Below are 24,340 nucleotides of genomic sequence, written 5' to 3'. Positions count from 1 at the left end.
GCTCATCGAAGCGATCAGCGCAGCAAAGGAAAGAATATTAGTGCTCGGTATGGCTGTGTTCGCGGTCGTGCTGGCCAGATTCGAGTACGGGGGCCGCAGTGGTGGCATCAACCACGATCGAGGAATCGTCGAAGACGAAAGTCACCTCTTTGGTGCCGCCGTAGGAAAAGCCCGGGTTAGCAATGGTGGTGCTGATATGGTTGACGCAAGCGCCCTTAGGTTCGACCAATTTCTTCATTTCAGAGGGGATATTAGCTACCAAGCTACACCCGTGCTTTAAAGAGCTATCGCCTTTAAGGCTTGCCTCCACACCATCGATGCTGACGGATTTCAGGGTGTGATCAGCATTGGTGTCGTCTTGGTTAATAGCAGTAAATTTCACCCCAGCGGTGCCATCGGGGGCAACCTGAACGGTCACGTCGCGCACCGCGATAGCGCCGTTGGAGGATTCAGCTGAAGCACCATCAACCGCCGCTACCTGACTGGAGGTCTGAGAGATCTGACCTGCCGAGCAAGCGGATAGAACCATGGCCGAAGCGCTGGCAAGTACAAGAGCGGCACTAAGCCGGCGAGTGGATTTAAAAGGCTTCACGGTACGCGTCCTCCAATTAAGGGTATGTTCATGGCTGTGGAGCTACAAAATTCTTGAGCTGGTAGAAAATTATAGTGATTCTCTACCACTTTAGCCGGTAGCTAGGACGACGCCTTCACTTTTGTGGTTAAAAGGTGTGATGTGGGGTCAATGGAAAGACGGAATAGACAGAAAAACTGTGAGCTAAATAATATTCTGATCTTCTCTGAGAAGAGATATCCAGTAGCCCGCGAGCAAAGGCCACCTCCTCGTATCCATTTCCCGTTGTTGTGACGTGTTAGTATATGAAAAGATTTGGTCACTGCGCGCTTTTTCAATCGCCACCGCTTAGCAATAATGCTGGGTTGACAGCTGAGATGATGTGGAAAAGATTGTAGCCCGAAGTAAATTTGCTCATAAAGGAGACTTGGTTATGGATTTCAAAGTCGGCGATACCGTAGTTTATCCGCACCACGGTGCAGCCGTCATTGAGGCGATCGAAGAGCGCGAGATGAACGGTGAAACCGTTGAATATCTCGTCCTGCAGATTCATCAGTCTGATTTAGTCGTGCGCGTACCATCCAAGAATACCGAGCGTGTCGGGGTCAGAGATGTAGTCGACGATGCTGGACTGCAAAAAGTCTTTGGTTTCCTGCGTGAAACCGACGTCGAGGAAGCAGGTAACTGGTCCAGGCGCTTTAAAGCCAATCAGGAACGCCTGGCCTCGGGTGATGTTAATAAGGTAGCCGAAGTTGTGCGCGATTTATGGCGCCGCGATCAGGGGAAGGGCCTATCCGCTGGCGAGAAGCGGATGTTGGCAAAGGCGCGCCAGGTTCTGGTAGGTGAATTAGCGCTTGCGCAGATTAAAGATGAGAAACAGGCGGAAGATATCCTCGCTGACGTGGATGCCACGATCATCCGCCACCAGATGGTATCCACCCAGGCCGATCAAGAGTCCAAAGATCTCGATGACACACCCGTGGAACTCGACGATCTGAGCTTCGACGATAAAGACTAGGACCCCAAAATATAACGATGGGTGGTCGTGTAGATCAGGTAACTCAGCTTCCTGCCCGTCCTGTGGTGGCTCTTATCGCAGCGGCGGGCAAGGGCTCACGTCTTGGCGCTGATCTTCCCAAAGCCTATGTGGCACTACGGGGGAAAACCCTCATCGAGCGCTCAGTACGTGCCATGATTTACTCTGGTGTTGTCGATGAAGTCATCGTTATCATTAGCCCAGCGATGGAAGCACATGCTCATGCGATTCTGGAGCGAGCTGGTCTGCTTCACGCTGAAATACCCGTGCGCTTAGTTTTTGGCGGTGGTGAACGGGCTGATTCAGTGTGGGAGGGGATCCAAGCGATCGCGTACCCAGAAGCGGTTGTGCTCGTCCACGACGCAGCGCGCGCTCTCACACCGCCCGGCATGATTGCCAGGGTGGCGCGGGCCGTTTTGCAAGGGTATAAAGCAGTAATCCCGGTGCTGCCTGTAACAGACACCATCAAGGTGGTTGAAGGCGATACCGTGGAGCGCACCCTCGATCGCGAGAGCTTACGAGCAGTGCAAACCCCGCAAGGTCTCGACCTTCAAACAGCTCGCGCGGCGAATGCAGCCTACTTTTCTGGGCCACCGCACTTCCAGGCCACCGATGATGCCTCCCTCATGGAGTGGTTTGGGGTGCCTATTAGTTGTGTGGCGGGTGACCCCATGGCCTTTAAAATCACCACTCCCATCGACTATATGCTGGCCAAAGCCGTCACTGATGAGGCGGAACCGACAATATTTGAGGTCCCCGATGACTAAGCCCATAATCCCCCGTGTTGGAATCGCAACCGACGCCCACCAGATCGATTCCGCTCAACCATGCTGGATAGCCTGTCTGTTATTCCCCCACGAATCCGGCTGCGAGGGACATTCCGATGGTGATGTCGTGGCGCACGCTCTTGTCGACGCCCTCCTCTCAGCGGCGAATCTTGGCGATCTTGGATCCTTCGTTGGAGTAGGCCGCAAAGAATATGACAATGTCTCCGGTGCTAGATTGTTGAAAGAATGCCGTGAGCTGCTTGAGTCTAAGGGTTTCGTGATCGGTAACGCCGCTGTGCAATTAGTGGGACAGACCCCGAAGATGGGGCCCAGGCGCGAAGAAGCCGAAGCGAAAATGTCGACGATCGTAGGCGCCCCAGTGTCGTTATCGGCCACCACCACCGACCATATGGGCTTTACCGGACGCGGCGAGGGTCGGGCAGCCATCGCAACCGCGGTGGTATGGGTAGCAGACTGATCGAGAAGCCGAACGATTCTAGGTGGGTTGATATCTGCGCCGGAAAGGAAGCGGCGAATCGAGTGCGCTCGCTGGTGGGACATGTGCGCTAAGAGCAGTCGGCGATAAGAGCCAGCGATGGGGCGCTAGCCTTCATCCAGTGGCTATCAAGCATGGTTACCTAAAGATTTAAGTACTTTAATAACTAAAGGCAGTTAAATGGACGCTCAGATAAAGGCATTTCTGCGTATAGGTCACAGTTGGGGGTAAAAGTCCGCAAAATCTAACACCCCTCCCTTGAGTTTTATTCATTTATCGATACATAATACAAACAACTTTGGGTGTCACTGACCAGATAGCAGCATAGCTGGATCAGGCATAACCGAGGTAAGCGAACGTTTCCCAGCACTTGGCATACCTTTAGCTAAGTCTCTATTGAAGGCGTTTCTACCGTGAGTGATACCCTAAACCCCACTGAGTCCGCCCAAATCAAGCGCGTACTGAGTAATAACGCTGTCCTCGTCACCGTGGGCACGATCCCTCAGGTCCTCGTGGCTAAGGGTGTGGGTTTCCAAGCCAAATCAGGCGATATCATCACATTCTCAGCGCAGCACCAACGCTTCGTCCACCTCAGCCCAGAGCAAGCGCAATTCTTCGAATCATTAAATGCCATAGATACCGAGTTCATCGAACATTTTTCCCAAGCCTTGGATCTCGCCACCGATATTTTAGGGCCCCTTCATCCCAGCGTCTATGTTCTGTTAGTTGAGCACCTCGTCTTCGCCCTAGAACGAGCGCAACGAGATGAATTACTCAGCAATGGTATTACCGGGGAAATTCGAGCGGTTTTCCCCTTGGAGTACTCCGCCGCTGAGGTGATGTTGCAATATATCAATTCTCAGCTGGACGGGACACCCCTGCCCAAGAGCGAAGCTGGCTTTATTGCGCTGCACCTCAATGCCGCCCTCAGCGGAACCAGTGTGCGTAATTCCCTAGCCGCCGCTAATGAACTCGCCTCATATCTTCGATTTATTCGCGAAGGTTTGAATCTATCGGCTTATGATCTTGACCATTTCGATTCCGGGCTCGAGCCCACCATCGCTCGCCTGATTCGTCGACTTCGCGGGGGAATAGTACGCAGCAATGCAGCTCAACCCGTGATTGCCCAACAATTGCATACAGAATATTCCCTCGCACGGCAGCTTATCTGCCGTATTCTCGGTAGCCCTGATTTTCCTCCCACAGCCGGTGGAGAAGCTGCTTATCTCGCGGTTTTCCTCCACGGGCTGATGCAGGATCATCATATGTCGGCACCTCAACTATAGAAAGGACAGATCATGAAAGACGCAGTCTTTACCGGTCTGCAGAAACTCGGTAAAGCTTTGATGGGAGCTGTCGCCGTCCTGCCGGTCGCCGCTCTGCTTATGGGTATCGGTTATTGGATTGACCCGAATGGGTGGGGAGAAAACAGCCTTGCAGCCGCCATCCTCATCAAATCCGGGGCAGCCGTGCTTGATAACCTCGGCCTCATCTTCGCCGTGGCTATTTCCTACGGCCTCGCCAAGGATTCCAATGGCGCCGCCGCCCTCTCCGGCTTTATCGGGTTTATGACAGTAACAAGTTTGCTCAATGCCAGCGCCGTCGCTGGCTATAAGGGCATCGATGTTGATTCTCTTGACGGGGCAGGCAAACTCGAATGGCTCTCCTACGGGTGGGGTGCGGTAGGAAATAAAAATGTCCTCTTTGGCATTATCGTCGGCATCCTCGCCTCGTGGGTCTATAACCGTTTCCACAACACCAAACTTCCCGATTACCTGGCCTTTTTCTCCGGCCGTCGCTTAGTGCCGATCCTCACTTCGATCTTCTCTATCGTGCTCGCCGGCATTCTCTATATCGTCTGGCCTTTCGTCTATCACATCCTCTTCGACTTCGGTGAGTCCATTCAAAGTCTCGGCGCACTTGGCGCCGGCATCTACGGTTTTGCTAACCGGCTTCTGATCCCCACCGGTTTGCATCACGCTTTGAACTCGATCTTCTGGTTCGACGTCATTGGTATCAACGATATCGGCAACTTCCTTAAGGGTGGAGAAACAATCGCCGCTGCCGCTAGCGCCACCGACGCTGCCTCCTGCCCGGGCAATTGGACCGGTACCGTCTGCGAAGCGGTCGGATACGTTGGTCGTTACCAGGCTGGTTTCTTCCCAGTCATGATGTTCGGCTTGCCAGGTGCTGCTCTTGCTATCACGCTGCGCGCTCGCCCTGAGCGTCGTAAAGTCGTCGGTTCCCTGATGATGGCAGGCGCTCTTGCTTCCTTCTTTACCGGGGTGACCGAGCCTCTTGAATTCTCCTTTATGTTCGTGGCCCCGTTGCTCTTCTTAGTCCACGCATTACTCACCGGCATCTCGGTGGCTATCGCCGCCTCGATGAACTGGACCGCCGGTTTCGGCTTCTCCGCAGGCGCTGTGGATATGGCGCTCTCCTCGCAGAACCCGCTGGCCAACGAGTGGTGGATGCTACTCGTTATGGGTGTGGTCTATTTCGCGGTGTACTATTTCGTCTTCTACGCCCTCATCGGATGGCTCAATATGCGCACTCCTGGCCGCGAAGATGAAGATACCGAGGTTTCGGAAGCTACCATGGACACCGACGAAGAAGTTGCAACGGCCTCCCGCATCATCATCGATGGCCTCGGTGGTGGCTCCAATGTGGAGAATATCGACTACTGTGCAACCCGTCTACGTGTAGTTGTTAAAGATAATACCCAGGTGTCCGAACAAGTTATTAAGCGCGCCGGGGTCGCGGGAGTTATCCGCCCATCGCAGAAAAATGTTCAGGTGATCATTGGGCCGAAGGTGCAATTCGTCTACGACGAGGTAGCCCGCCAACTCAAGGGCCATCAGGTGGCTCTCGAAGGAGAAAAGGAAATCTAGTGTTTGGATTCGGCAAGAAGAAAGTTAAGCTCAGCGCTCCATTTTCTGGTGCAGTCATACCCATCGACCAAGTGCCGGATGCGGTTTTTGCAGGCGGCATGTTGGGCGAAGGCTTCGCCGTGGTCCCCGATGAGAATATCGAAACCTTTGAAGTTCTCAGCCCCGTCACCGGTACCATTGCAACCTTGTTCAAAACCCTGCATGCCTTCGCACTCAAAACTGATGAAGGCCTCGAGGTGCTGGTCCATATTGGCCTCGATACGGTGGAGCTCAAGGGCGAAGGCTTTAGCCAATTAGCCGCAAAGGGCGACAAAGTTACTGCTGGTCAACCTATTATTCGAGTGGATGCCGCAGCAGTGCGCGCCGCTGGGAAAGACCTTGTGACGCCTGTGGTAATGACCAATAAGAAGCAGGTCAAATCTGTGGTAGTAAATGCCAACAGAGCCTCGGCCCAGGACGAGATCGCAACTGTTTCCCTTGCCTAACATTAATAAAGGCCCTTCCCCTAGCGTATAAGCGCTAGGGGAATTTTTATCGAACGATCTGATACATGCGGTTATGGGGTGGATAATCTAGACTGATGGTGTGAATTTACGCATCTTTGACACAGGTACCCGAACGTTAAGAGACTTCGAGCCCCTTCAACCAGGGCACGCCACGATCTACCTGTGTGGTGCCACTCCCCAAAGCCAACCCCATATCGGCCACGTGCGCTCTGGGGTTGCCTTCGATATTCTGCGCCGCTGGCTCATAGCCCAAGGGCTCGATGTAGCTTTTGTACGCAACGTCACTGATATCGACGATAAAATTCTCACCAAAGCGGCAGAGAATAATCGGCCGTGGTGGGAATGGGTGAGCACCTACGAGCGCGAATTCACCTCCGCGTACCAGCAACTGGGTGTGCTTCCTCCATCTGTAGAGCCGCGCGCAACCGGACATATCACCCAGATGATTGATTATATGCAGCGCCTGATCGACCGCGGCTTTGCTTATGCGGTCGCAGGTTCGGTCTATTTCGATGTCACTGCATGGGTTAGCGCCGCAGGCTCGGATTATGGTTCCCTATCTGGCAATAAAGTAGCAGATATGGACATGTGCGAATCCGAGCATCCAGGCAAGAAATCGCCACTCGACTTCGCTCTGTGGAAAGCGAGCAAACCTGGTGAGCCGAGCTGGCCGACCCCGTGGGGCGACGGGCGTCCCGGGTGGCACCTAGAGTGCTCCGCGATGGCCACCTGGTATCTCGGAGAAAAATTTGATATCCACGCAGGTGGCCTCGATTTACAATTCCCGCACCACGAGAATGAGATTGCTCAATCTCACGCCGCAGGCGATGGCTTTGCCCAGTATTGGATGCATAATCATTGGGTGACCTTAGCGGGCGAGAAAATGAGTAAATCCCTAGGCAATATCCTGAGCGTTCCTGAGATCCTCAGCACAGTGCGACCCGTGGAACTGCGCTACTATTTAGGATCCGCACACTACCGCTCCGTATTGGAATACTCAGAAGCGGCACTTGTCGAGGCGGCCAGCGGCTACCGACGAATCGAGACATTCATCCACCGCTTCCCCGATGTGGAGATTGGAGAGTGGACCGAAGAATTTGAAGCCGCTATGAATGAGGATCTCGCGGTTCCGCGTGCACTTGCCGATATTCACAACCAGGTCCGGGCTGGCAATAAGGCGCTGGCAGAGAAAAACCCCGAACGCGCACGCGCAATCGCCGCCACCGTTCGCGCTATGACCTCCGTATTGGGCATCGATCCACTCAGTGAGCAGTGGCGTGGCGAAAACCAGCACTCTGCTGCCGCCCACCATGCTCTCGAGGTTCTCATCGAGGCCGAATTGCAGCGCCGCACTCAGGCGCGGCAGGATAAGAATTTTGCGCTTGCCGACGAAGTCCGCGACCGCCTCGCCCAAGCGGGTATCACCGTCACTGATACACCCGACGGACCCGAGTGGTCGCTCTAAGCGCGCTTTTTAACTACACAAAAGGACCAAAATAATGGCAGGTAATCAACCTAATCGTCCCGGTTTGCGGAAAACAAATAAGAAGGGCGCTCAAAAAGGATCGGGCGGAGTCAGACGCCGTGGCTTAGCCGGAAAAGGTCCTACCCCTAAGGCCGAAGACCGGGTCTACCATCAGGCCCATAAGCGCAAACTAGAGCGCGAGCGTCGCAATAGTGGCCGGCACCAAAAAGATGATCAGCATGAACTCGTCGTAGGACGCAATCCTGTGGTTGAATGCCTACACGCACGGGTACCAGCCACGGCCTTGTATATCAGTGAAGGGACGCGGAATGATAACCGTCTCAGTGAGGCGGTCCAGATAGCCCACGCGCGTTCGATTCCGCTGATTGAAGTGGCTCGCCACGAGTTGGACCGGATGACCGGGAATGGGATGCATCAAGGCATCGGTTTAGAAATCCCCCCATATAAATACGCTGACGTGAACGATCTCATCACTAAGGTGCGCGAATCTGGGGAAAAAGGCATGATTGTGGTGCTCGACAATATCACCGATCCGCGTAACTTGGGTGCGGTGATCCGATCCGTTGCAGCCTTTGGAGGCCACGGAGTGGTCATCCCTGAGCGCCGGTCCGCGTCCGTGACCGCAGTGGCTTGGCGTACCTCCGCCGGTACCGCTGCGAGAATGCCCGTTGCTAAAGCCACGAATATCACCCGTACGATTAAAGAATTCCAACGTAGTGGCTACCAAGTGGTCGGGCTCGATACCGGCGGCAATGCCACGCTAGATAACTATGATGGCACCGATAATGTGGTCATCGTGGTGGGGTCCGAAGGAAAAGGGATTTCGCGCCTCGTGCGGGAAAACTGTGATGAACTGATGAGTATTCCCATGGCCAGCTGGGTAGAAAGCCTCAATGCCTCCGTGGCCGCAGGTGTCGTACTCAGCGAATTCGCTCGTCAGCGTCGTCGTTAAGCGCGCTGAAAACCGAAGAAATCTATCGCTGCGTCAACGGCCTCAAAGCGATCAGTTCCAGGGCCTAGCACCGTTGATTCAACTGGTTGTGCCGTAGGAATATGGTGGCCGACGCCCTCGAGAATATAGGCCACTACACTGCCATAATCGAGATACTGATAGCCGCTTAAGCCCGTCACCCGTGTGGCTAGGCGGTTTTCTCGATTCAAGACTGCATAATAGTGGGCGGTGTCCTCTAAGCCCAGGACGCGCCCGCGATTATTGCGGGATACCAACTGAATATCGCCACCAGCGAAGGGAATGATGGGATCATCGGTGCCGTGCATCAAAAGTGTCGGCGTAGGGATATAGCCGTGTGCGCTACACAAGAATTCTTCCGCCACCGGTTGCGTGGCACCGATTATGAGAGCGCCAGATATTAGCCCTGGGTATTCGTGGAGCAACCGAAAGACCATATGGCCGCCATTGGAAAATCCGCCGCAGAATACTCGCCCGTTGGGGGCTATGGATCGGGCTAGTTCGTTGATAAAGGCAGCATCGTCAGTTTCGAGGAGTCGGGTGCGCTCAGCGAAGTATTTTCTTCCGTCATTCCAGTGCCGTCCGATTCCCTCGGGGTAAATAACGTGGAGGCCGTAATCGTTGAGCCGGTCCCACTGGTTGCCACTGAAGTGGCGGATTACCTGCGCTGATTGCGTGGATCCGTGAAGAAAGATGAAGATATCTCCACTAGGTTGCGCCGCTGGGTTGAAAAGGTACTGGCGCTCTTGGCCGGTTGAGGTGTGAAATACGGCCCGCTCTATACTCATACTGTCCTATTTTAGGCAGTAGCCTAAAGAGTATGGAGAAAAAGCGTGTCCGCAGAAGTTCCCTCGCCTCCCTTGCAGCCGAACTTGGAGTCTCGCGCACCACAGTCTCCAATGCCTATAACCGCCCCGAAGAGTTATCCCCACAATTGCGGAGGAAAATCCTAGCCACCGCAGCCAAGCGCGGCTACCCAGGCCCGGACCCCATGGCACGCGGATTGCGCACCAAAGAGGTTGGGAGCGTGGGGGTGCTACTCACCGAGCATATGACCTACGCATTTGAGGATATGGCTTCGGTTGATTTCCTCGCGGGTATGGCCACTGCTTCGACGGGAAGCCAAACCTCCTTAACTCTCATACCTGTAGGTCCCCACGCAGAGAATGATTCCGTGGATTTACTCAACCAGGCTGTGGTCGATGGTTTTGTCATCTACTCGGTGGCAGCGGATGAACCCTTTCTTCGCGCTGTGGAGCGCCGCGGATTACCTGGGGTCATCTGCGATCAACCCAAGGGTGATCTGCGCTTTCCCTTTGTGGGAATAGACGATAAAAAAGCTATTGCTCCCGCAGCCCAGGCGCTTATCCATGCTGGCCACCGATCAATCGGAATATTGTGTATCCGCCTTTCACCACAGCCAAATAATGGGCCAGTTCTTCCCGATCGGCTCCGCCAGGCCAAGCATCATGTGCAACGTGATCGCGTGCTCGGTGCCCTTGAGGTCTTCGCGGCAGCCGGAATTGATCCGCAGCACGTGCCCATCATCGAGCGCCATCTCAACGATATGGAGAATAACTACCAGGCAGCTGCTGAGTTGCTAGGAAGCCATCCCCATCTGACCGCCATTTTATGCACCACTGACACTATGGCTTTGGGAGTAATGGCCTACGCCCGAGATCACGGTATGTCCATTCCAGCACAGCTCTCTCTGACCGGTTTTGACGGCACGAGCACAGCACTGATAAAGGATCTCAGCACCGTCATCCAACCCAATAAGCTCAAGGGGGAGTGGGCTGGGCGCATTCTTTTTCAGCAACTGCAGGGAAAAGAGATCAGTCAGCGAACTCTTCTTGAGGTGGGATATAATCCTGGTCAAACAGTCGCTTCCCCAGATGAGGATAAAAACTCCTGACGCTGGAGGTATAGGTCCTCGAGGAGGTCTGCTACTGCTGCACAATCGGCCACGCGTTTCCTGGCGTGGGTGAATCCTTCACCTACCTTGACTGATAGATCGCACGGGCGCAAGACGTCAAAGCCATCTTCGTCGGTCGTATCATCGCCTAAGAAAATGACAGCATCGGGTTGGTACACCGAGGTGGCTATGCGGATCCATGAACCTTTGTTGATATCTAAGACCCCAGCTTCGACTATATTTTTGCCAGGCGCAATAGTAACCCCTGGAATATCGACGGCTTGGGCTAAGGCCGCAATATCGGCAGACTTGTGCTGATCGGCGGCCATGAGGTGGAGAACGCGATGAAAGGGCTTGTATTCAACAAAGGCGCCAGGTAGATCTGCAATAAGTTCTTCAAATCGCTCCGTGACCTTATCGAGTGCCGTGGCTCGTTCGGGGCTCATCGTGGTGGCGAGGAGCTCGGACTCGGCCCCATGGGAGCCGGCCAGAATGATATCACCGCGTGGATCTAGCCCAGATACGCTCGCCAGGCCGCGGCGATCGCGCCCGGAGAGAATGGCAACCGTGGTATCACGCAGAACACTTAAATTCTTCAAGGCTGCCATGGCGCGCTGGTTCACGGGAACATGGGTGGGGTCAGGAGAGAATTCTGCCAAAGTTCCGTCGAAATCAGAGATGACCAGAAGGGAAGGGGCTTCGGCGATCATGGGAGTGCCAATCCAATAGCTCTCGGTTCCACCGATGCTGTCAGCGGTTCACGCAGCACCATGCTATCGGGCTGCGGGCGGGTAATCTCGAGCGGGCCCGTCGTGAGAATATCCTGTAGTGCATCGTGGATATAGCGTGTCTTAGCTGTGCATACGAGCTCATCTGGGGGGGAGATGGAAAAGTCCGAGAAGCTCACAGTTGTAGCCTCATCGATGAGCGCCGGAGCGGAATCCTTTTTATAGTTAGCTGTTGCTGTAAACTGCGAACATCCGCTGAAGCCCACAATGGTGGAATTACCAAAACTGATAGTCACCTTCGTTGCATTATCATCTGGAAGGGTCGAGGGCAGATCTGCGCTACTAAACACATCGGTGACTTGCCATGTGGTGCCTACTAGGGTGGGGGTGGGTGCGCACGCGGATAGCGCAAGAATACCCACGAGTAAGAGACGTTGTTTCATCGGGAAGATTCCTTCAAAGCGTCGAGATAGGAGCGAGCCCACAGATCAACATCATGCGTTATAACCTGCTGGTACATGGTGAGCATCCGTTTCTGGGGGATTTCCGGTTGCGTTGCTAGTGCCATCATCGCATTATGAATCTCAGCCTTAATAGATTCACTATCGAAGGGATTGCACAAATATGCGTCGACGAGCTCGGTGGCTGCGCCCGCAAATTCGCTGAGCACCAACGCCCCAGACCCGTCTCCGTGGCAAGCAACATACTCTTTAGCCACCAAATTCATGCCGTCCTTGAATGGGGTGACCAGCATAATATCGGCGGCGCTATAGAGCTCGATCAGACGCTCCTTCGACAGCGATGCATGATGGTAGCTCACCACAGGCTTACCTAGCGCCCCAAAGCGCCCATTGATGCGACCAACGGCCTCTTCAACTTTGCTGCGCGTGGCCTGATAGTGGTCGATGCGCTCTCTGGAAGGAGTGGCGATCTGAACAAAGCTGGTGCGGTGATCAATCAACCCCTCCTCGAGTAAACTTTCCAAGGCCTCCAGTCGCTGCAAAATCCCCTTCGTATAGTCTAGGCGGTCAACTCCCAAAATGAGTGTCTCGGGATTACCCATCTCCCTACGTACACGAGTTCTGTCTACGTGGGCTGATACAAAGGGCTCAGGATCAATAGAGATTGGAAAGGCGGCCACTTTAACTACGCGATCATCATCGGTGTGAATTGTAGCGTTTGGCTGGCGGACCTTTACGGATCCACTGACTCGCTCTGGATGGTAGCGATCGACAATATCGAGGAAATTTTGGGCATTGGATATCAGGTGGAAACCGATGAGGTCAGCGCCCAACATGCCCGCCAGGATATCGGTGCGCCACGGCAGCTGGCGAAAAAGATCCGGGGCTGGGAACGGAATATGTAAAAACAGCCCAATAGTCAGATCAGGGCGCAGCTCCCGCAAGAGGCCAGGTACGAGCTGGAGCTGATAATCTTGGACCCATACCGTAGCCCCGGGGGCTGCAACACTGGCAGCCTCTTCGGCAAATTTCACATTCACCGCGTGATACGACTGCCACCAATCGTAGCGATATTCTGGGCTTACAATAAGGTCGTGGTACAGCGGCCATAGCGTGGCATTAGAAAAGCCCTCATAGAAATTCTCGTAATCGACGCGAGTCAACTCCACAGGATGGAGGAGAATGCCGTTATCGGTATGAAAGGGTTCTAGTTTTTCTGCGATGGCTCCGGGCCATCCCACCCAACACCCGGAGTGTTTGCTTAAGATGGGGGACAAGGCACTAACCAGTCCACCTGGGCTCGGGCTCCACGTGGAGGCCCCAAGGTTATCAATAGTCAAATCTACCGGTAGTCGGTTAGCCACCACCACGAAATCATGGGTGCCTGTGGGCGCGTGAGGGGAATTCATGCATCTTAGTCCTCTTAAAAAATCTCCCCCAAAAAGTTTGGAGGAGAAGGTGGTGTAATAATGCTACCGCGATACCTTCGTGCGGGCCTTAGGCCTGAGTAGCCTTGGTAGTCTTCTTCGTCGCTTTCTTTGTTGCCTTTTTAGCAGTGGTTTTTTTAGCCGCTGTCTTTTTAGCGGTGGTTTTCTTCGTTGTCTTCTTAGTGGTGGTCTTTTTTGAGGCCTTCTTAGTTGCTTTAGCCTTCTTAGTAACCTTCTTCGGGGCGAGAGCTGCCTCGTGGTCGGCGGCAACCTTTTGGTAGTTGAGGCCCTCAGTTTCGATCCCCAGCATGCACATTAAGGTGACGCCGTCGAAGAAATCGTGAGCATAAGAAGCCACTACTTTCCGAGCAGCTGCTGCAGTTTCCGCTTCCACCGCGTGCAGGGACTCCGCAGGGGTTCTGGTATCAGTGACCTTCGGTGGCAAAGCCTTCTCCTTTGTGAGAATATATTTTGTTCACAATCATGCAAAAGACACATTCTAGCAGAGCTTTTAAGCTTGTGAAAGCGTCAAGGGTGACACGGTCACTTCTTGTCTATATTTTTTAGCGGCGGTTTTTTACTGCGTGCCACCGGCTTACCATAGGTTTTGAAAGATCCGTAGAAATTCAATCGTGGTTTCCGGCGTATCCTTCGTGCCATCCATTCACCAAATACAACGCCACTGGCAAGTGCTGCCGCTACCGAGAGAGCTACGGAAATATTGGTGAAACTCAGCAGTACCTGTTCATTCAAGGCTGCGTACATTCCCCGATAAATAGCCAGGCCAGGAAGTAACGGAGTGATACCCGAGACCGCGGTAATGAGCGGGGGGATGAGAAAACGCCTGGCAATTAAACCTCCAGCCAAACCAATAACAGAGGCAGCGATGGCAGCTCCGATAATCTCGCTGAGGCCAAAGGGTAGAACCAGGAAATAATAAACAAAAAGCCCAAGCATAGAGTTAAAAGCCGCCGCCACAGTACTCGAGAACTCCGCTCGGCATGCAACCGCGAACGAGAAGGCAGCAAACCCTCCGGCCAGCAGCTTGACCGTGGCTGAAGTAAAACTTAAGAGGCTCAGATTTTCCAGCGGAGGGAGAGTAATCCCTAAAAATTCACTCACCTGGAGTCCGGCACCCACGCCTGCCACGATGGCACCGGTAGAGAGCATCGTTTCAAAGAAACGGGCACTCGCGGTCACAGGAGCCCCCATCATTCCGTCTTGCATGGATTGCACGAGTGAGAGCGAGGCGAGCATCACCACAATGCCCGCTGCGATAATATGCGAAGGAAAGATCGGCGAGGCGTTATTTAAGGTGATTTGATAGGTCAAGGCAGCTGGAACGGTGGTGATGAACCCCCCGAGTAGCATCTGGAAAAAGGTAGGCAGATTATGCCGGGCCAGCACAGCGGAGCTCCATTGAATGAGCACGGCGATAATAAAACTGATCACTGCTGCCGCGAATCCACCCCCTGCGCCTACTGCAACGGCCGCTCCCATGCCACCCCACCCTAAGAGGCTACGCCGGAAGGTGCGCCGCGAGGGAGTCTGAAAAAGTTCGTTGAGGATCTTCTCGGCAACCTGTGGCGGAGTAGCGCCACCGCGGATCGATCGGATGAGGCGGTCGATCTCGCTGAGTTTCGAGAAATCTACATTCATGCGGCTGACCACTCTGAAAACACTCAGTGGCACCTTTTTCTCTACCCCAATAGTGGAGAAGATAGTGATCGTATTAAGAGTGATGTCTACGTGGGTGTAGTGCAGCCCGTAGGAGGTGGTCACTGCTTGAATATAGGCGACGGTATCGCGATTCGATGTCCCCGCAGAGAGAAAAATATCACCGATGCGCGCTGCCAGATCCATGACCCCGGCCACCTCTACGGGGTTGGTGAGATCAATAGGGGCGAGCGGCGAAGGCGGCGGCGCTGCCTTCGCGGTATCGATCGTGGAATATCTGCCGCCTTGCATTGCGACAGTTTTCAACCACACGAGTGGATTAAACACACTTGAGCCTTAGAATTCGTTGAGTACAGTACATCAGTTCTACCCCAAGATAGCCCGCTGCAACGGTATCGGTAAACCCGCGCATTGAAATTCTTGGGGAAGATTAGGTAGTATTTCACAGCAGTGCTGGAGTGGCGCAATTGGTAGCGCACCGGTCTTGTAAACCGGTGGTTGCGAGTTCAAGTCTCGTCTCCAGCTCACTTAAGGCCCCACCCGTGATTGCGGATGGGGCCTTTACCGTTAATTTTCGCGGACAGGTAGCATCCCAGGAGGTTCGCTTTAAGTGGTGGAGCTGGAGTTTTACACGTGAGGCGTAGGCTTAAAAGGCCAGAACTAAAGTACTGAAAGTTAAGGCATGGGGGCTGAGCGGACACGTGCGGAGCGAAGTCCTTCGGAGGTGACGAGCCGGCCTTTCCTTGGGATTTATATACCTCCCCGCCCACTAATTTTTCTGACAGCACACCTAATAGCCTTCACGAGCGTGCTTTTAAGTGGCGCTGTACGCGCCCCTTTCTCAGGGCAATAAAAAGTAGAGGGACAACAGATTTCGCTCTGTCCCTGGCGCTAAGCGGTGCTCGAAGAGTGGGGGAACTGAGGGGGTATAAATGCTGGTTTAATCTTCGGTGAAATACGATGTTTCGCGTGCCCGCATGCGCTTAAAGCGCATATAGCGACGCAAACCTCGAGGGCGCTTGATGCGCCTGGCTATCCATTCACCTAAGTAAACCCCTGCGCTTAGAGCTGCAGCAATAGCAAGAGCGATCGTGAGATTAGAAAAACCGGTGAGAATTTGCTCGTGGGTCAAGGCATACAGACCCCGATAAATTGCCAAACCAGGTAGCAGAGGGGTCGCGGCTGAGGCCGAGACGATCAGTGGTGGGACCCCGTAGCCGCGCGCTAATAAACCGCCAATGAGCCCAATAAAAGTTGCAGCTATAGCCGAGCTCGTAATACCGCCTAAACCTAAGGGCATCACGGTGAGATAAAAGATACTGGTGGAAAAAAGACTAACGATGCTGGCCACCCAAACCGAGGACCAATCTGCGAAACAGCCACGTGCGAATCCCGCCGCGGCAAAAGCGCCCGCTACAATCCTCAAGGTCATCGAGGCAAAATTGGGATTTGGTTGGGTTTGCATGGGTGGCAAGGGAATACCGAGGTAATTGGACAGTGCAATACCCATCGCTACGCCTGCCACGATGCCGCCGGTGGCGATCATTGTGTCAAAAAATCGAGCACTTCCAGTGACTGGGGAGTTGGATATACCATTTTGAATGGCCTGAAAGAGGGTGAGACCAGCAGCCAAGGCAATAATTCCGGTAGCAATCACCATAGATGGGCGCAATATCAATCCCAGCTCAGCACCTGCGTGGTAGGCCAGGGCCGCCAGTATAGACACAATCAAGCCACCAATGGCATTGAAAAGAAAAAGCGGCATTCCCTTCTTTGATAACTCAGTGGCCACCCACACCACCGCAAAGGCCGCAATCATAGACGTTAAAGCTACCCAAATATCGCCGCCAATGAGCACGGTTACAGCCCCGCCGAGAACAGCCCACGAGGCCATGATGCCCCAAATACCTACCGTGGGTGGAGCAGTTATAATCTCGGTCAAGATTCGATCGGCAGTGTCCACATCGACTCGGCGAGCGTGGATATCTCGAATGAGGGCATCGACCCGCCGAAGACGGTGGTAATCATTGGGAGGGCTGCTGATGACGCGAATGATATTGATGGGTTCGTTATAGTCGCCGCTTATACGGGCGAAGATACGAATGCGACTATTGGTAAAATCAACGTGGGCGTCCCATAATCCGAAGGTCTCTAGGATAGCCTTGACTTGATAGGTGGCGTCGGTATGCGTAGTCCCGGCCGCAATGAGAATATCACCAATGCGCGCGGCTACATCGAGTACCGCGCTGACCTGCACTTGGTCGCTAAAATCAACAGGTGCCAGCGGCGCCAGTGGGGTCGCTCTGGCAACGTCGATAGTTGCTACCCGGTAAGGGGTTTGGAAGAGTGAGCGTACTGCAGCCAAAAGTGCCATTATTCCAGCATAGATTGCCGTGGCTCTTTGACAAAGAGCAGCACTAAAGCGCCCATGAGCAGCACAATTCCAATACCAAAGATTCCGGCGCGATCAGAGCCAAAGTGCACAACGGCAGCCGAGAATGCCATGGGGGCAAGCCAGCTGACTGCTCGGCCGGTGGTGGCGTAGAGGCCGAACATTTCCCCTTCATGACCTTGAGGAGCCATGCGAGAGAGGAAGGTTCGAGAGGATGATTGGATGGGGCCAACGAAGAGGCACAGGATGAGCCCAAAGATCCAGAAATTCTTCGGCCCCGAGACGAAATACAGGACGACGGAATCGGCAACCATGAGGAAGAGCGATCCTAAAATGACAGGTTTGGGTCCAAAGCGATCGTCGAGAAAGCCGCAGCCGATGGCGCCGAGTCCAGCAACCACATTGGCAGCAATGCCGAAGAGGAGGACATCGCCAGGGGAGAGTTCGTACACGGACACAGCGAGGATCGCGCCAAAAGTAAAGACGGCTGCAACGCCGTCACGGAAAAGGGCAGAGGAAATGAGGAAGTACACCGCAGAACGGTCAGTGCGCCATAAAGTTTTTAAAGTATTGAACAGTTGTGCATAACTCGTGCGGATTCCCCCTGTGGCGATTTGTGGATTCGGGGGGATCTCGGGGACTCTCAGCATGACAGGAACTGCGAAGATGAGGAACCAGAGGGCGGAAAGGGCTGCGACAAGTCGGATATTAAAACCGGCCTCGGTGGATATTCCCAGCAGCCCGCCGTCGCCGGCAATAAAACCAAAATAGCAGCTAGCAAGGAGGATAATGCCGCCGAAGTAGCCGGCTGCCCAGCCGAAGCCAGAAACCCGTCCGACATTATCTGGCGTGGAGATCTGGTTCAACATGGCGAAATAACTGACTTCACCGAGTTCAAAGGTGACCGAGGCGATGGCAAGGATGCCTATACCTAGCCAGAAATAAATCGGGGCATCATTGCGGATGAAGAACAGCGAAAACATCAAAGCTACAGTGATAATGCTCCAGAAGCGGACGCTGCGGCGTCTCGTGCCCCGGGCATCGGAACGCTGGCCTATAACGGGGGCTATCAAGGCAATGAGGACGCCTCCGGCAGCGATTGCCCAGCCGAACCATGAAGTGGCGGAAAAGCGGGAGTCGATATTTTTGCCCACGGACTCGGTGAGATAAACCGAGAATACGAAGGTGATGAGAACGGCGTTAAAGGCTGCGGATCCTAAGTCCCACAGCGCCCACGTGGTGATAGTTTTCTTATCGGTTCGGGTCGCGGCGGCAAAATCAGGGGCTGCCTGAAGTGGTTTGGCAGCGACCGGCGTTGTCGGGGTCATAGAAACAACTTTAAACCCTCGACCTCATTTTAGATAGCAGATTTTTCCCTCAGCAATCGATAACTGCCCTATCCAAGGCGGTCGCCCCGGACAATCCTAGGGGGTATTTTGCCTGCTACTCGTGGGCGTAGAGGGTTTCCTTAGGATTGCCGCGCAATAGTATATAAGTAATTATTCCCGTTCCCATCGCAACGATCAAAGCTACACTCAAGACACCTTGATAGGCCTGATCGAGCGCAATTAAGGAAGCTAGGGGTGAAGTGTCGCCGGAGATGATATGGGCATACGCTTCACGGCCGCCCTCTCCGAATGCCAGAGAGAAGAAAAGCGGAAACAGCGACCCGAGTACGGCAACCGCTAATAAGGTTCCAAATTCATAGGACACCTCTTCCACCGCACTCGCCATTCCCAACCGGCGTTTGGGCGCTGAACCAATAATAGCGGTGGACGTCACGCTCATCACTAAGCCACCGCCCAATCCAACGAATACCAGACCCAGGACTAAGATAGCGAAGTCGCGATCACCGAGGAGCTTCGTGAGGCTCAAGACCATCGTGAGCAAACCTAGACTCATGACGCCAAAACCTCCGGCGATGAGAGGTCGAAAACCGATGCGGTGTAAAAAGGCTCCACCGATAACTGACGTGGGGACGGCCGCGGCCGCCGCGGCTGCCGTTAAAAGCCCTGCCTCGAGAGGGCTGAACCCCAAGACCAATTGTGCGCGCTGCGTGGTGGTGAGTTCTGTGCCAGAGATGATGAACATTGCTATGCCAGCTCCCAGTACTCCAGCGGAAAGCACCGGATTAGCAAAAATGCCCCAGGCAATAACGGGCTCGCTTAAAGAGCCCTGGCGCTGGTGGAAAAGGTAGCCGCTGCCAATGAGCACTATCGATGCGGGGAGTAAAACAGTTAGATCGGCGTTGTGGGCGAGATCCTTAATAATCACGACCGCACTCGCCATGGTTAGCCCCGCCCACAGTGAGGAGGGCGCATCCCAGTGCCGAGAGGGATCAGCGATATTTTTAGGTGCCAGCGCAAAAGTAGCGAGGAAGGCAATGACGACGACCGGAATATTGACTAAGAAGGCTGAGCCCCACCAAAAGTGCTCCAGGAGAAAGCCGCCCATAATCGGCCCCGACGCAGCCCCCAAGGTGGCCACAGAGCCCCACACACCGATGGCAGTATTGCGTTCTTTGATATCACTAAAGGTTAAGCGCAGTAGAGCCAATGTTGCGGGCATCATAGTTGCTGCCCCAGCGCCAAGAAAGGCCCGAGCGGCAATAAGATAAGCCGGCGTTGGGGCGAAGGCTGCTGCGAGAGAGGAGAGTCCGAAAAAGATTAGACCTATTTCAAACATTCGGCGGTGACCAATTTTGTCTCCCAATGTGCCCGTACCCAACAGAAGGCTCGCGAGCACCAGTGGGTAGGCATTGATAATCCACAAAGCCTGCACCTCACTCGGACCTAATTCGTGACGCAGTGTGGGAAGCGCAGTATAGAGAATTGAATTATCTGCTCCCACCATAAAAAGCCCGAGAGAAATGACGGCGAGAAAACCCCACCGCTTGGCTGGCGTAGTAGAAATAGAATCGGAATGTATCGACTGCGGCATGGCTCCTGATTGTACATCCGTTCCTCTAGCTCAACTAGCTCGCTAAGCTGAAGACACATATATTGATAGAAGGCGGCTTTCCTGATAACCGGAGCAGCTAGGAAAGGGTGGAACGATGAAGGAAGAAGAGACGAGAATTCTCGTTGTCGATGATGAACCTAATATCGTTGAACTGTTAAGTGTTAGCTTGCGTTTCCAAGGTTTTAATGTGGCCACTGCTCAGTCCGGCAAGGAGGCCCTCGTGGTGGCTCGAGATTTCCACCCCGATGCGTTCATACTAGATGTGATGATGCCGCATATGGATGGTTTCGAACTACTCCCGCGGCTGCGCGACGAAGGTTTTGATGGGCCCGTTCTATTTCTCACGGCTAAGGATGCAGTTGAGCACCGTATTCACGGTTTAACCATCGGCGCCGACGACTATGTCACCAAGCCTTTTAGCTTAGAAGAGGTGATCACGAGACTCCGCGTTATCTTAAGGCGCGGGACGCCCGCCATGGAGGCCGAGGATAGTTCCAGTGTTTTAAAATACGCTGATCTGGAGCTGAATGATCTCACACACGAGGTCAAGCGCGCCGGGAACGTTATTGATCTCTCGCCCACAGAGTTCAATCTTCTCCGGTACCTGCTTCTTAACGCGGAAGTGGTGCTGTCGAAGGCTAAAATCCTGGACAATGTGTGGCACTACGATTTTGGCGGCGACGGCAATGTGGTGGAGAGTTATATCTCCTATTTGCGCCGCAAAGTCGATACCGGCGATGTGCCGCTTATTCATACAGTGCGCGGCGTCGGATATGTTCTGCGTCGGCCGCGGCAGTAACGGGGTGTAGCTGTGCATGATGCGGTGATGGAAAAATCCTCTCGAACCTCACGGATTACGCGGGCTGCACGCGATCCACGGGTGGGCATCCCCTTGCGTTTTATACTCGTCTTTGTCACTATCTTTATGACCGGCTTCGGGCTGTTGGCTTCGGGTATTGCAATCCAGCGATCCATGGAGGCGGAGGCTTTAACGCGAGTGGATAACGAATTGAGCCAGGGTTTAGAGACCTGGGCTCAGCGTGATGCGCTTTATAACCACCCACAGCGCAATTTATTCTCCCTCCCTTCCGATTATTTTGTGGCTCGGTATTACCGAGATGGAACCTTGGCCTTTGTGAGCCAGCAGGCGGATGAGATTCCCGATACCCGCGATATACGATTCGACGGAGTTCCCCGGACTGTGCGTTCGTGGAATCGCGAAGATAAGGGGGAATGGCGCGTTATTGCCACTCAGCGCGCGGACTTCATTGTTATCGTGGCTAAGGAAATTAGTAGTGATAAAGAATTTCTCAGCCGACTCGCCGCAGGGCAAATATCCATTGGGTTTATTGTGCTGGCCATGGTGGGGATCTTCGCACACGTCATCATTCAACGCACCCTGCAACCGCTGCGTTTGGTCGAGGATACGGCCAAGGCAATCACCACCGGGGACCTCGATCGCCGAGCTCCGGTCTTACCAGAGAATACCGAGGTGGGAGCCCTCAGCCGTTCCATTAACGTGATGATGGAGCAGCTACAGACGCTGATTGTGGAACTAAAGGCCAAGGAAGTGCAGATGCGCCGCTTCGTCGGCGATGCTTCCCATGAGTTACGCACTCCGTTGACCAGCGTGCGCGGTTATGCGGAGTTATATCGCTCGGGCGCTACTCAGGATGCCTGTATGGTCTTAGACAAAATCGAGGAGGAATCTTCACGGATGTCGCTGCTGGTGGAAGATCTCCTTAGCTTGACTCGCGCGGAGGAAAAGCACTTTGAAGAACAGCCGGTGGATCTTTTAGAGATAGCACTATCGGTACTCGATTCCTTGCGGGGAGCCTATCCGCAGCGCGATATCAAGGTGGAAAATTCCGCACAAACCCTCCCCGTCGTCTTAGGTGATAAGGCCCGGTTACGCCGAGTGATTATGAACCTTATGGTCAATGCGTTGAAACATGCTGGCGACGAGGCCACGGTGCGCGTTGTGATTGGAGAGAATGAGTCTGCCTTCTTCATCGATGTGGCCGATGATGGCGTGGGCATCGAAAAGGAAGATGCCGATCATATTTTCGAGCGATTTTACCGTGCAGATACCTCACGTACCCGCTCAACCGGAGGCTCCGGTCTCGGTCTGGCTATAGTGAAGTCCATAGTAGAGGCACATAAAGGTGCAGTCTCTGTGAAGACCGCACCTGGTGAGGGCACAATATTTAGGGTGATTTTGCCCCGATATCACCCCTTCAAAGAGGTCTAGTTCTGGGCGGAGAGCGCTAGGCTTATCTTCAGCGCCGCCTCATCCATGAGTTTAGGGTCTGTCTCATTCATCTTCAGGGCAGTGCGGAAATCATAATCGCCCATATCCGTGGCAGGAAATACGTGAATATGGGTATGGGGTACATCGAAGCCAGCGATGACAAATCCGGCCCGTGGAGCATCAAAAGTACTCACGATAGCCTGACCCACCCGTTGGGCTACAGCGGTTAATTTGGCCCACACCTCAGGCTCAAGATCTGTCCACTTATCTACTTCTTGGACCGGAACCACCAGGGTGTGGCCATAAGAGAGAGGCTCGATGGTGAGGAAAGCCACCACGTCCTCATCGCGGTAAACAAAGCGGCCGGGCAACTCACCATTAATAATCTTGCTAAATACGCTCGTCATATCATCAACACTAGTAGATGAGCTATTTTTTGGGGCTAAACTAATGCCCATGCGCATTCTAGTTATCGGGTCGGGCGCCCGCGAGCACGCCCTTGTTCTAGCTTTATCCCACGATCCAGCTGTCACGACGATCCATGTGGCTCCCGGGAATGTGGGAATGGCTCCAGTAGCTGAGATCCACCCCGAATTCTCGCAGGTTGATTCTCCGTCACAGATGCTTCAAGCGGCACAGGAAGTTGCTGCGGATTTGGTTGTGATTGGGCCCGAGATACCCCTTGTCGCTGGTGTTGCGGATGCGCTTCGTGCTCAAGGATTTGCGGTCTTTGGCCCTAATCAGCAAGCCGCTCACATTGAGGGATCAAAAGCCTTTGCCAAGGATGTAATGGCCAAAGCCGGTGTGCGAACCGCACGCGCGGAGCAGCTCTCCCCAGGCTCGACGGATGCCGACATAGATGCGGCGTTGAATAGATTCGGCCCACATTTCGTTGTTAAAGATGATGGACTAGCTGGCGGCAAGGGTGTGGTTGTCACCGATGATCGCACGGCGGCCCTTGATCATGTGCACACCGTTTTAGGTGCTGGAAACCCAGTACTATTGGAATCCTTCCTGGATGGGCCGGAGGTTACCCTCTTTTGTCTCGTTGATGGCGAGACTGTTATTCCCCTCCTACCTGCCCAAGATCATAAGCGTGTGGGGGAGGGGGATACAGGCCCCAATACCGGCGGCATGGGCGCGTATTGTCCCCTACCGTGGCTACCCGATGACGGGGTGCAGCGCATTGTCGATGAGGTGTGCATACCGGTAGCTAAGGAAATGGTGGCCCGTGGTTGCAGCTATTCAGGTCTGCTCTACGCTGGGATCGCCTGGGGTGCGGAGGGTCCAGCCGTAGTGGAATTTAACTGTCGTTTCGGCGATCCCGAGACCCAGGCGGTGCTGGCTTTATTAAAGACCCCTCTCGGAACGCTGCTGCATGCAGTAGCCACGGAGAAATTGGCCCAGCACCCCGCCTTGGAGTGGGATGACGGCGCGGCTCTGACGGTCGTGCTCGCGGCCCCAGGTTATCCGACTGCCCCACAGCTTGGTGGAGTGGTGAGCGGTGTCGATCATCCGCATATCTTGCACGCTGGTACCGCTCTAAATGCAGCGGGAGAGACGGTAGCTGCGGGGGGACGGGTGATTAATGTTGTGGCAACCGGAGACACTCTAGCTGAAGCGCAGCGGGAGGCCTATGAAATCTTGAGAACTGTCTCCCTTGATGGTTCGCACTACCGTCGCGATATAGCTACGGCCGCGATAGAGGGAAAAATTAAGATTCCGTAGATCTCGACATTACTTAGCGCCGCTGGGGGGGAAGGCGTGATTCTCTTCGCATAAGCGAATCATGCTGGACATAATCG

General features: G+C 54.0%; 21 protein-coding genes, 1 tRNA gene and 1 pseudogene. 12 read left to right on the top strand and 11 right to left on the bottom strand.

Annotated features, from left to right (window positions below):
* Positions 1 to 37 precede the first annotated feature (37 nt).
* Positions 38 to 592 (bottom strand): hypothetical protein, encoded by a 555-nt coding sequence (locus tag NXT00_RS05855; protein WP_396124760.1) that lies wholly within the window; start codon positions 590 to 592, stop codon positions 38 to 40.
* 412 nt (positions 593 to 1,004) lie between these two features.
* Between NXT00_RS05855 and NXT00_RS05850 the strand changes: the two genes are divergently transcribed.
* From NXT00_RS05850 to rlmB, 7 genes and pseudogenes are all read left to right on the top strand, one after another.
* A complete protein-coding gene (locus tag NXT00_RS05850) occupies positions 1,005 to 1,589 on the top strand; it encodes a CarD family transcriptional regulator (protein WP_259158407.1) in 585 nt (194 codons plus the stop codon).
* Positions 1,590 to 1,606: 17 nt separating this feature from the next.
* Positions 1,607 to 2,374 (top strand): 2-C-methyl-D-erythritol 4-phosphate cytidylyltransferase, encoded by a 768-nt coding sequence (gene ispD / locus NXT00_RS05845; protein ID WP_259158405.1) that lies wholly within the window; start codon positions 1,607 to 1,609, stop codon positions 2,372 to 2,374.
* The gene (ispF, locus tag NXT00_RS05840) at positions 2,367 to 2,852 is read left to right on the top strand and encodes a 2-C-methyl-D-erythritol 2,4-cyclodiphosphate synthase (protein WP_259078878.1); all 486 of its coding nucleotides are present in this window, start codon (positions 2,367 to 2,369) and stop codon (positions 2,850 to 2,852) included. The genes ispD and ispF overlap by 8 nt, the downstream gene beginning before the upstream one ends.
* A 431-nt stretch (positions 2,853 to 3,283) precedes the next feature.
* On the top strand, positions 3,284 to 4,156 hold the full coding sequence (locus tag NXT00_RS05835; protein WP_259078879.1) for a PRD domain-containing protein: 873 nt from the start codon (positions 3,284 to 3,286) through the stop codon (positions 4,154 to 4,156).
* Between the two features lie 12 nt (positions 4,157 to 4,168).
* Positions 4,169 to 6,246: pseudogene (nagE, locus tag NXT00_RS05830) on the top strand (N-acetylglucosamine-specific PTS transporter subunit IIBC).
* A gap of 100 nt (positions 6,247 to 6,346) precedes the next feature.
* Positions 6,347 to 7,732, top strand: coding sequence for a cysteine--tRNA ligase (gene cysS / locus NXT00_RS05820; RefSeq protein WP_259078885.1), 1,386 nt, complete (start codon positions 6,347 to 6,349; stop codon positions 7,730 to 7,732).
* Positions 7,733 to 7,766: 34 nt separating this feature from the next.
* The gene (gene rlmB, locus NXT00_RS05815) at positions 7,767 to 8,705 is read left to right on the top strand and encodes a 23S rRNA (guanosine(2251)-2'-O)-methyltransferase RlmB (protein WP_259078886.1); all 939 of its coding nucleotides are present in this window, start codon (positions 7,767 to 7,769) and stop codon (positions 8,703 to 8,705) included.
* Here rlmB and NXT00_RS05810 read toward each other — a convergent pair.
* A complete protein-coding gene (locus NXT00_RS05810; protein ID WP_259078887.1) occupies positions 8,702 to 9,511 on the bottom strand; it encodes a PHB depolymerase family esterase in 810 nt (269 codons plus the stop codon). The two genes, rlmB and NXT00_RS05810, sit on opposite strands and share 4 nt — an antisense overlap.
* A gap of 32 nt (positions 9,512 to 9,543) precedes the next feature.
* Here NXT00_RS05810 and NXT00_RS05805 point away from each other — a divergent pair, with 32 nt between their 5' ends.
* Positions 9,544 to 10,638, top strand: a complete 1,095-nt coding sequence (locus NXT00_RS05805) for a substrate-binding domain-containing protein (RefSeq protein ID WP_259078892.1) — start codon at positions 9,544 to 9,546, stop codon at positions 10,636 to 10,638.
* Here NXT00_RS05805 and otsB read toward each other — a convergent pair.
* The 5 genes from otsB to NXT00_RS05780 form a co-directional block, all read right to left on the bottom strand.
* On the bottom strand, positions 10,599 to 11,348 hold the full coding sequence (gene otsB / locus NXT00_RS05800) for a trehalose-phosphatase (RefSeq protein ID WP_259078894.1): 750 nt from the start codon (positions 11,346 to 11,348) through the stop codon (positions 10,599 to 10,601). The two genes, NXT00_RS05805 and otsB, sit on opposite strands and share 40 nt — an antisense overlap.
* Positions 11,345 to 11,809, bottom strand: a complete 465-nt coding sequence (locus NXT00_RS05795) for an META domain-containing protein (RefSeq protein WP_259078895.1) — start codon at positions 11,807 to 11,809, stop codon at positions 11,345 to 11,347. The genes otsB and NXT00_RS05795 overlap by 4 nt, the downstream gene beginning before the upstream one ends.
* Positions 11,806 to 13,236, bottom strand: a complete 1,431-nt coding sequence (locus tag NXT00_RS05790) for a trehalose-6-phosphate synthase (RefSeq protein WP_259158403.1) — start codon at positions 13,234 to 13,236, stop codon at positions 11,806 to 11,808. Before NXT00_RS05790 ends, NXT00_RS05795 begins: the two co-directional genes overlap by 4 nt.
* A gap of 88 nt (positions 13,237 to 13,324) precedes the next feature.
* Entirely contained in the window at positions 13,325 to 13,699 is a 375-nt protein-coding gene (locus tag NXT00_RS05785; RefSeq protein WP_259078901.1) for a hypothetical protein, read from the bottom strand.
* 98 nt (positions 13,700 to 13,797) lie between these two features.
* Positions 13,798 to 15,222: a threonine/serine exporter ThrE gene (locus NXT00_RS05780; RefSeq protein ID WP_259158509.1), complete on the bottom strand. Its 1,425-nt coding sequence runs from the start codon at positions 15,220 to 15,222 to the stop codon at positions 13,798 to 13,800.
* Positions 15,223 to 15,383: 161 nt separating this feature from the next.
* On the opposite strand from NXT00_RS05780, the gene NXT00_RS05775 reads away from it, so the two are divergent.
* A tRNA-Thr gene (locus tag NXT00_RS05775) sits at positions 15,384 to 15,456 on the top strand.
* A 415-nt stretch (positions 15,457 to 15,871) separates the two neighbouring features.
* On the opposite strand, the gene NXT00_RS05770 is transcribed toward NXT00_RS05775, so the two are convergent.
* From NXT00_RS05770 to NXT00_RS05760, 3 genes are all read right to left on the bottom strand, one after another.
* Positions 15,872 to 17,305, bottom strand: a complete 1,434-nt coding sequence (locus NXT00_RS05770) for a threonine/serine exporter ThrE family protein (protein ID WP_259078903.1) — start codon at positions 17,303 to 17,305, stop codon at positions 15,872 to 15,874.
* Entirely contained in the window at positions 17,305 to 18,651 is a 1,347-nt protein-coding gene (locus NXT00_RS05765; RefSeq protein ID WP_259158402.1) for an MFS transporter, read from the bottom strand. The genes NXT00_RS05770 and NXT00_RS05765 overlap by 1 nt, the downstream gene beginning before the upstream one ends.
* Positions 18,652 to 18,766: 115 nt before the next feature.
* Positions 18,767 to 20,263 carry an MFS transporter gene (locus NXT00_RS05760; protein WP_259078906.1) on the bottom strand — a complete coding sequence of 499 codons (1,497 nt, stop codon included), beginning with the start codon at positions 20,261 to 20,263 and terminating at the stop codon, positions 18,767 to 18,769.
* 115 nt (positions 20,264 to 20,378) lie between these two features.
* Here NXT00_RS05760 and NXT00_RS05755 point away from each other — a divergent pair, with 115 nt between their 5' ends.
* Both NXT00_RS05755 and NXT00_RS05750 read left to right on the top strand, forming a co-directional pair.
* Positions 20,379 to 21,083 (top strand): response regulator transcription factor, encoded by a 705-nt coding sequence (locus NXT00_RS05755; RefSeq protein ID WP_259078907.1) that lies wholly within the window; start codon positions 20,379 to 20,381, stop codon positions 21,081 to 21,083.
* 12 nt (positions 21,084 to 21,095) lie between these two features.
* Positions 21,096 to 22,535 carry a cell wall metabolism sensor histidine kinase WalK gene (locus NXT00_RS05750; RefSeq protein WP_259078908.1) on the top strand — a complete coding sequence of 480 codons (1,440 nt, stop codon included), beginning with the start codon at positions 21,096 to 21,098 and terminating at the stop codon, positions 22,533 to 22,535.
* Here NXT00_RS05750 and NXT00_RS05745 read toward each other — a convergent pair.
* Positions 22,532 to 22,942 (bottom strand): HIT family protein, encoded by a 411-nt coding sequence (locus tag NXT00_RS05745; RefSeq protein ID WP_259078910.1) that lies wholly within the window; start codon positions 22,940 to 22,942, stop codon positions 22,532 to 22,534. The genes NXT00_RS05750 and NXT00_RS05745 overlap by 4 nt on opposite strands.
* A 49-nt stretch (positions 22,943 to 22,991) precedes the next feature.
* Between NXT00_RS05745 and purD the strand changes: the two genes are divergently transcribed.
* The gene (purD, locus tag NXT00_RS05740; RefSeq protein ID WP_259078913.1) at positions 22,992 to 24,263 is read left to right on the top strand and encodes a phosphoribosylamine--glycine ligase; all 1,272 of its coding nucleotides are present in this window, start codon (positions 22,992 to 22,994) and stop codon (positions 24,261 to 24,263) included.
* Positions 24,264 to 24,340: the final 77 nt, after the last annotated feature.

Source organism: Corynebacterium sp. ES2715-CONJ3 (genome assembly GCF_024814365.1).
Classification (GTDB): domain Bacteria; phylum Actinomycetota; class Actinomycetes; order Mycobacteriales; family Mycobacteriaceae; genus Corynebacterium.
This window is presented reverse-complemented; position numbering and strand designations above follow the sequence as displayed.

Bases quoted from the DNA above. Each gene is read 5' to 3' on its own strand.
- NXT00_RS05770 (WP_259078903.1), bottom strand. From the start codon at position 17,305: ATGGCACTTTTGGCTGCAGTACGCTCACTCTTCCAAACCCCTTACCGG.
- NXT00_RS05745 (WP_259078910.1), bottom strand. From the start codon at position 22,942: ATGACGAGCGTATTTAGCAAGATTATTAATGGTGAGTTGCCCGGCCGC.
- NXT00_RS05760 (WP_259078906.1), bottom strand. From the start codon at position 20,263: ATGCCGCAGTCGATACATTCCGATTCTATTTCTACTACGCCAGCCAAG.
- NXT00_RS05850 (WP_259158407.1), top strand. From the start codon at position 1,005: ATGGATTTCAAAGTCGGCGATACCGTAGTTTATCCGCACCACGGTGCA.
- purD (WP_259078913.1), top strand. From the start codon at position 22,992: ATGCGCATTCTAGTTATCGGGTCGGGCGCCCGCGAGCACGCCCTTGTT.
- ispD (WP_259158405.1), top strand. From the start codon at position 1,607: ATGGGTGGTCGTGTAGATCAGGTAACTCAGCTTCCTGCCCGTCCTGTG.
- ispF (WP_259078878.1), top strand. From the start codon at position 2,367: ATGACTAAGCCCATAATCCCCCGTGTTGGAATCGCAACCGACGCCCAC.
- NXT00_RS05795 (WP_259078895.1), bottom strand. From the start codon at position 11,809: ATGAAACAACGTCTCTTACTCGTGGGTATTCTTGCGCTATCCGCGTGC.
- rlmB (WP_259078886.1), top strand. From the start codon at position 7,767: ATGGCAGGTAATCAACCTAATCGTCCCGGTTTGCGGAAAACAAATAAG.
- otsB (WP_259078894.1), bottom strand. From the start codon at position 11,348: ATGATCGCCGAAGCCCCTTCCCTTCTGGTCATCTCTGATTTCGACGGA.
- NXT00_RS05755 (WP_259078907.1), top strand. From the start codon at position 20,379: ATGAAGGAAGAAGAGACGAGAATTCTCGTTGTCGATGATGAACCTAAT.
- NXT00_RS05790 (WP_259158403.1), bottom strand. From the start codon at position 13,236: ATGAATTCCCCTCACGCGCCCACAGGCACCCATGATTTCGTGGTGGTG.
- NXT00_RS05780 (WP_259158509.1), bottom strand. From the start codon at position 15,222: ATGCAAGGCGGCAGATATTCCACGATCGATACCGCGAAGGCAGCGCCG.
- NXT00_RS05810 (WP_259078887.1), bottom strand. From the start codon at position 9,511: ATGAGTATAGAGCGGGCCGTATTTCACACCTCAACCGGCCAAGAGCGC.
- NXT00_RS05765 (WP_259158402.1), bottom strand. From the start codon at position 18,651: ATGACCCCGACAACGCCGGTCGCTGCCAAACCACTTCAGGCAGCCCCT.
- NXT00_RS05805 (WP_259078892.1), top strand. From the start codon at position 9,544: ATGGAGAAAAAGCGTGTCCGCAGAAGTTCCCTCGCCTCCCTTGCAGCC.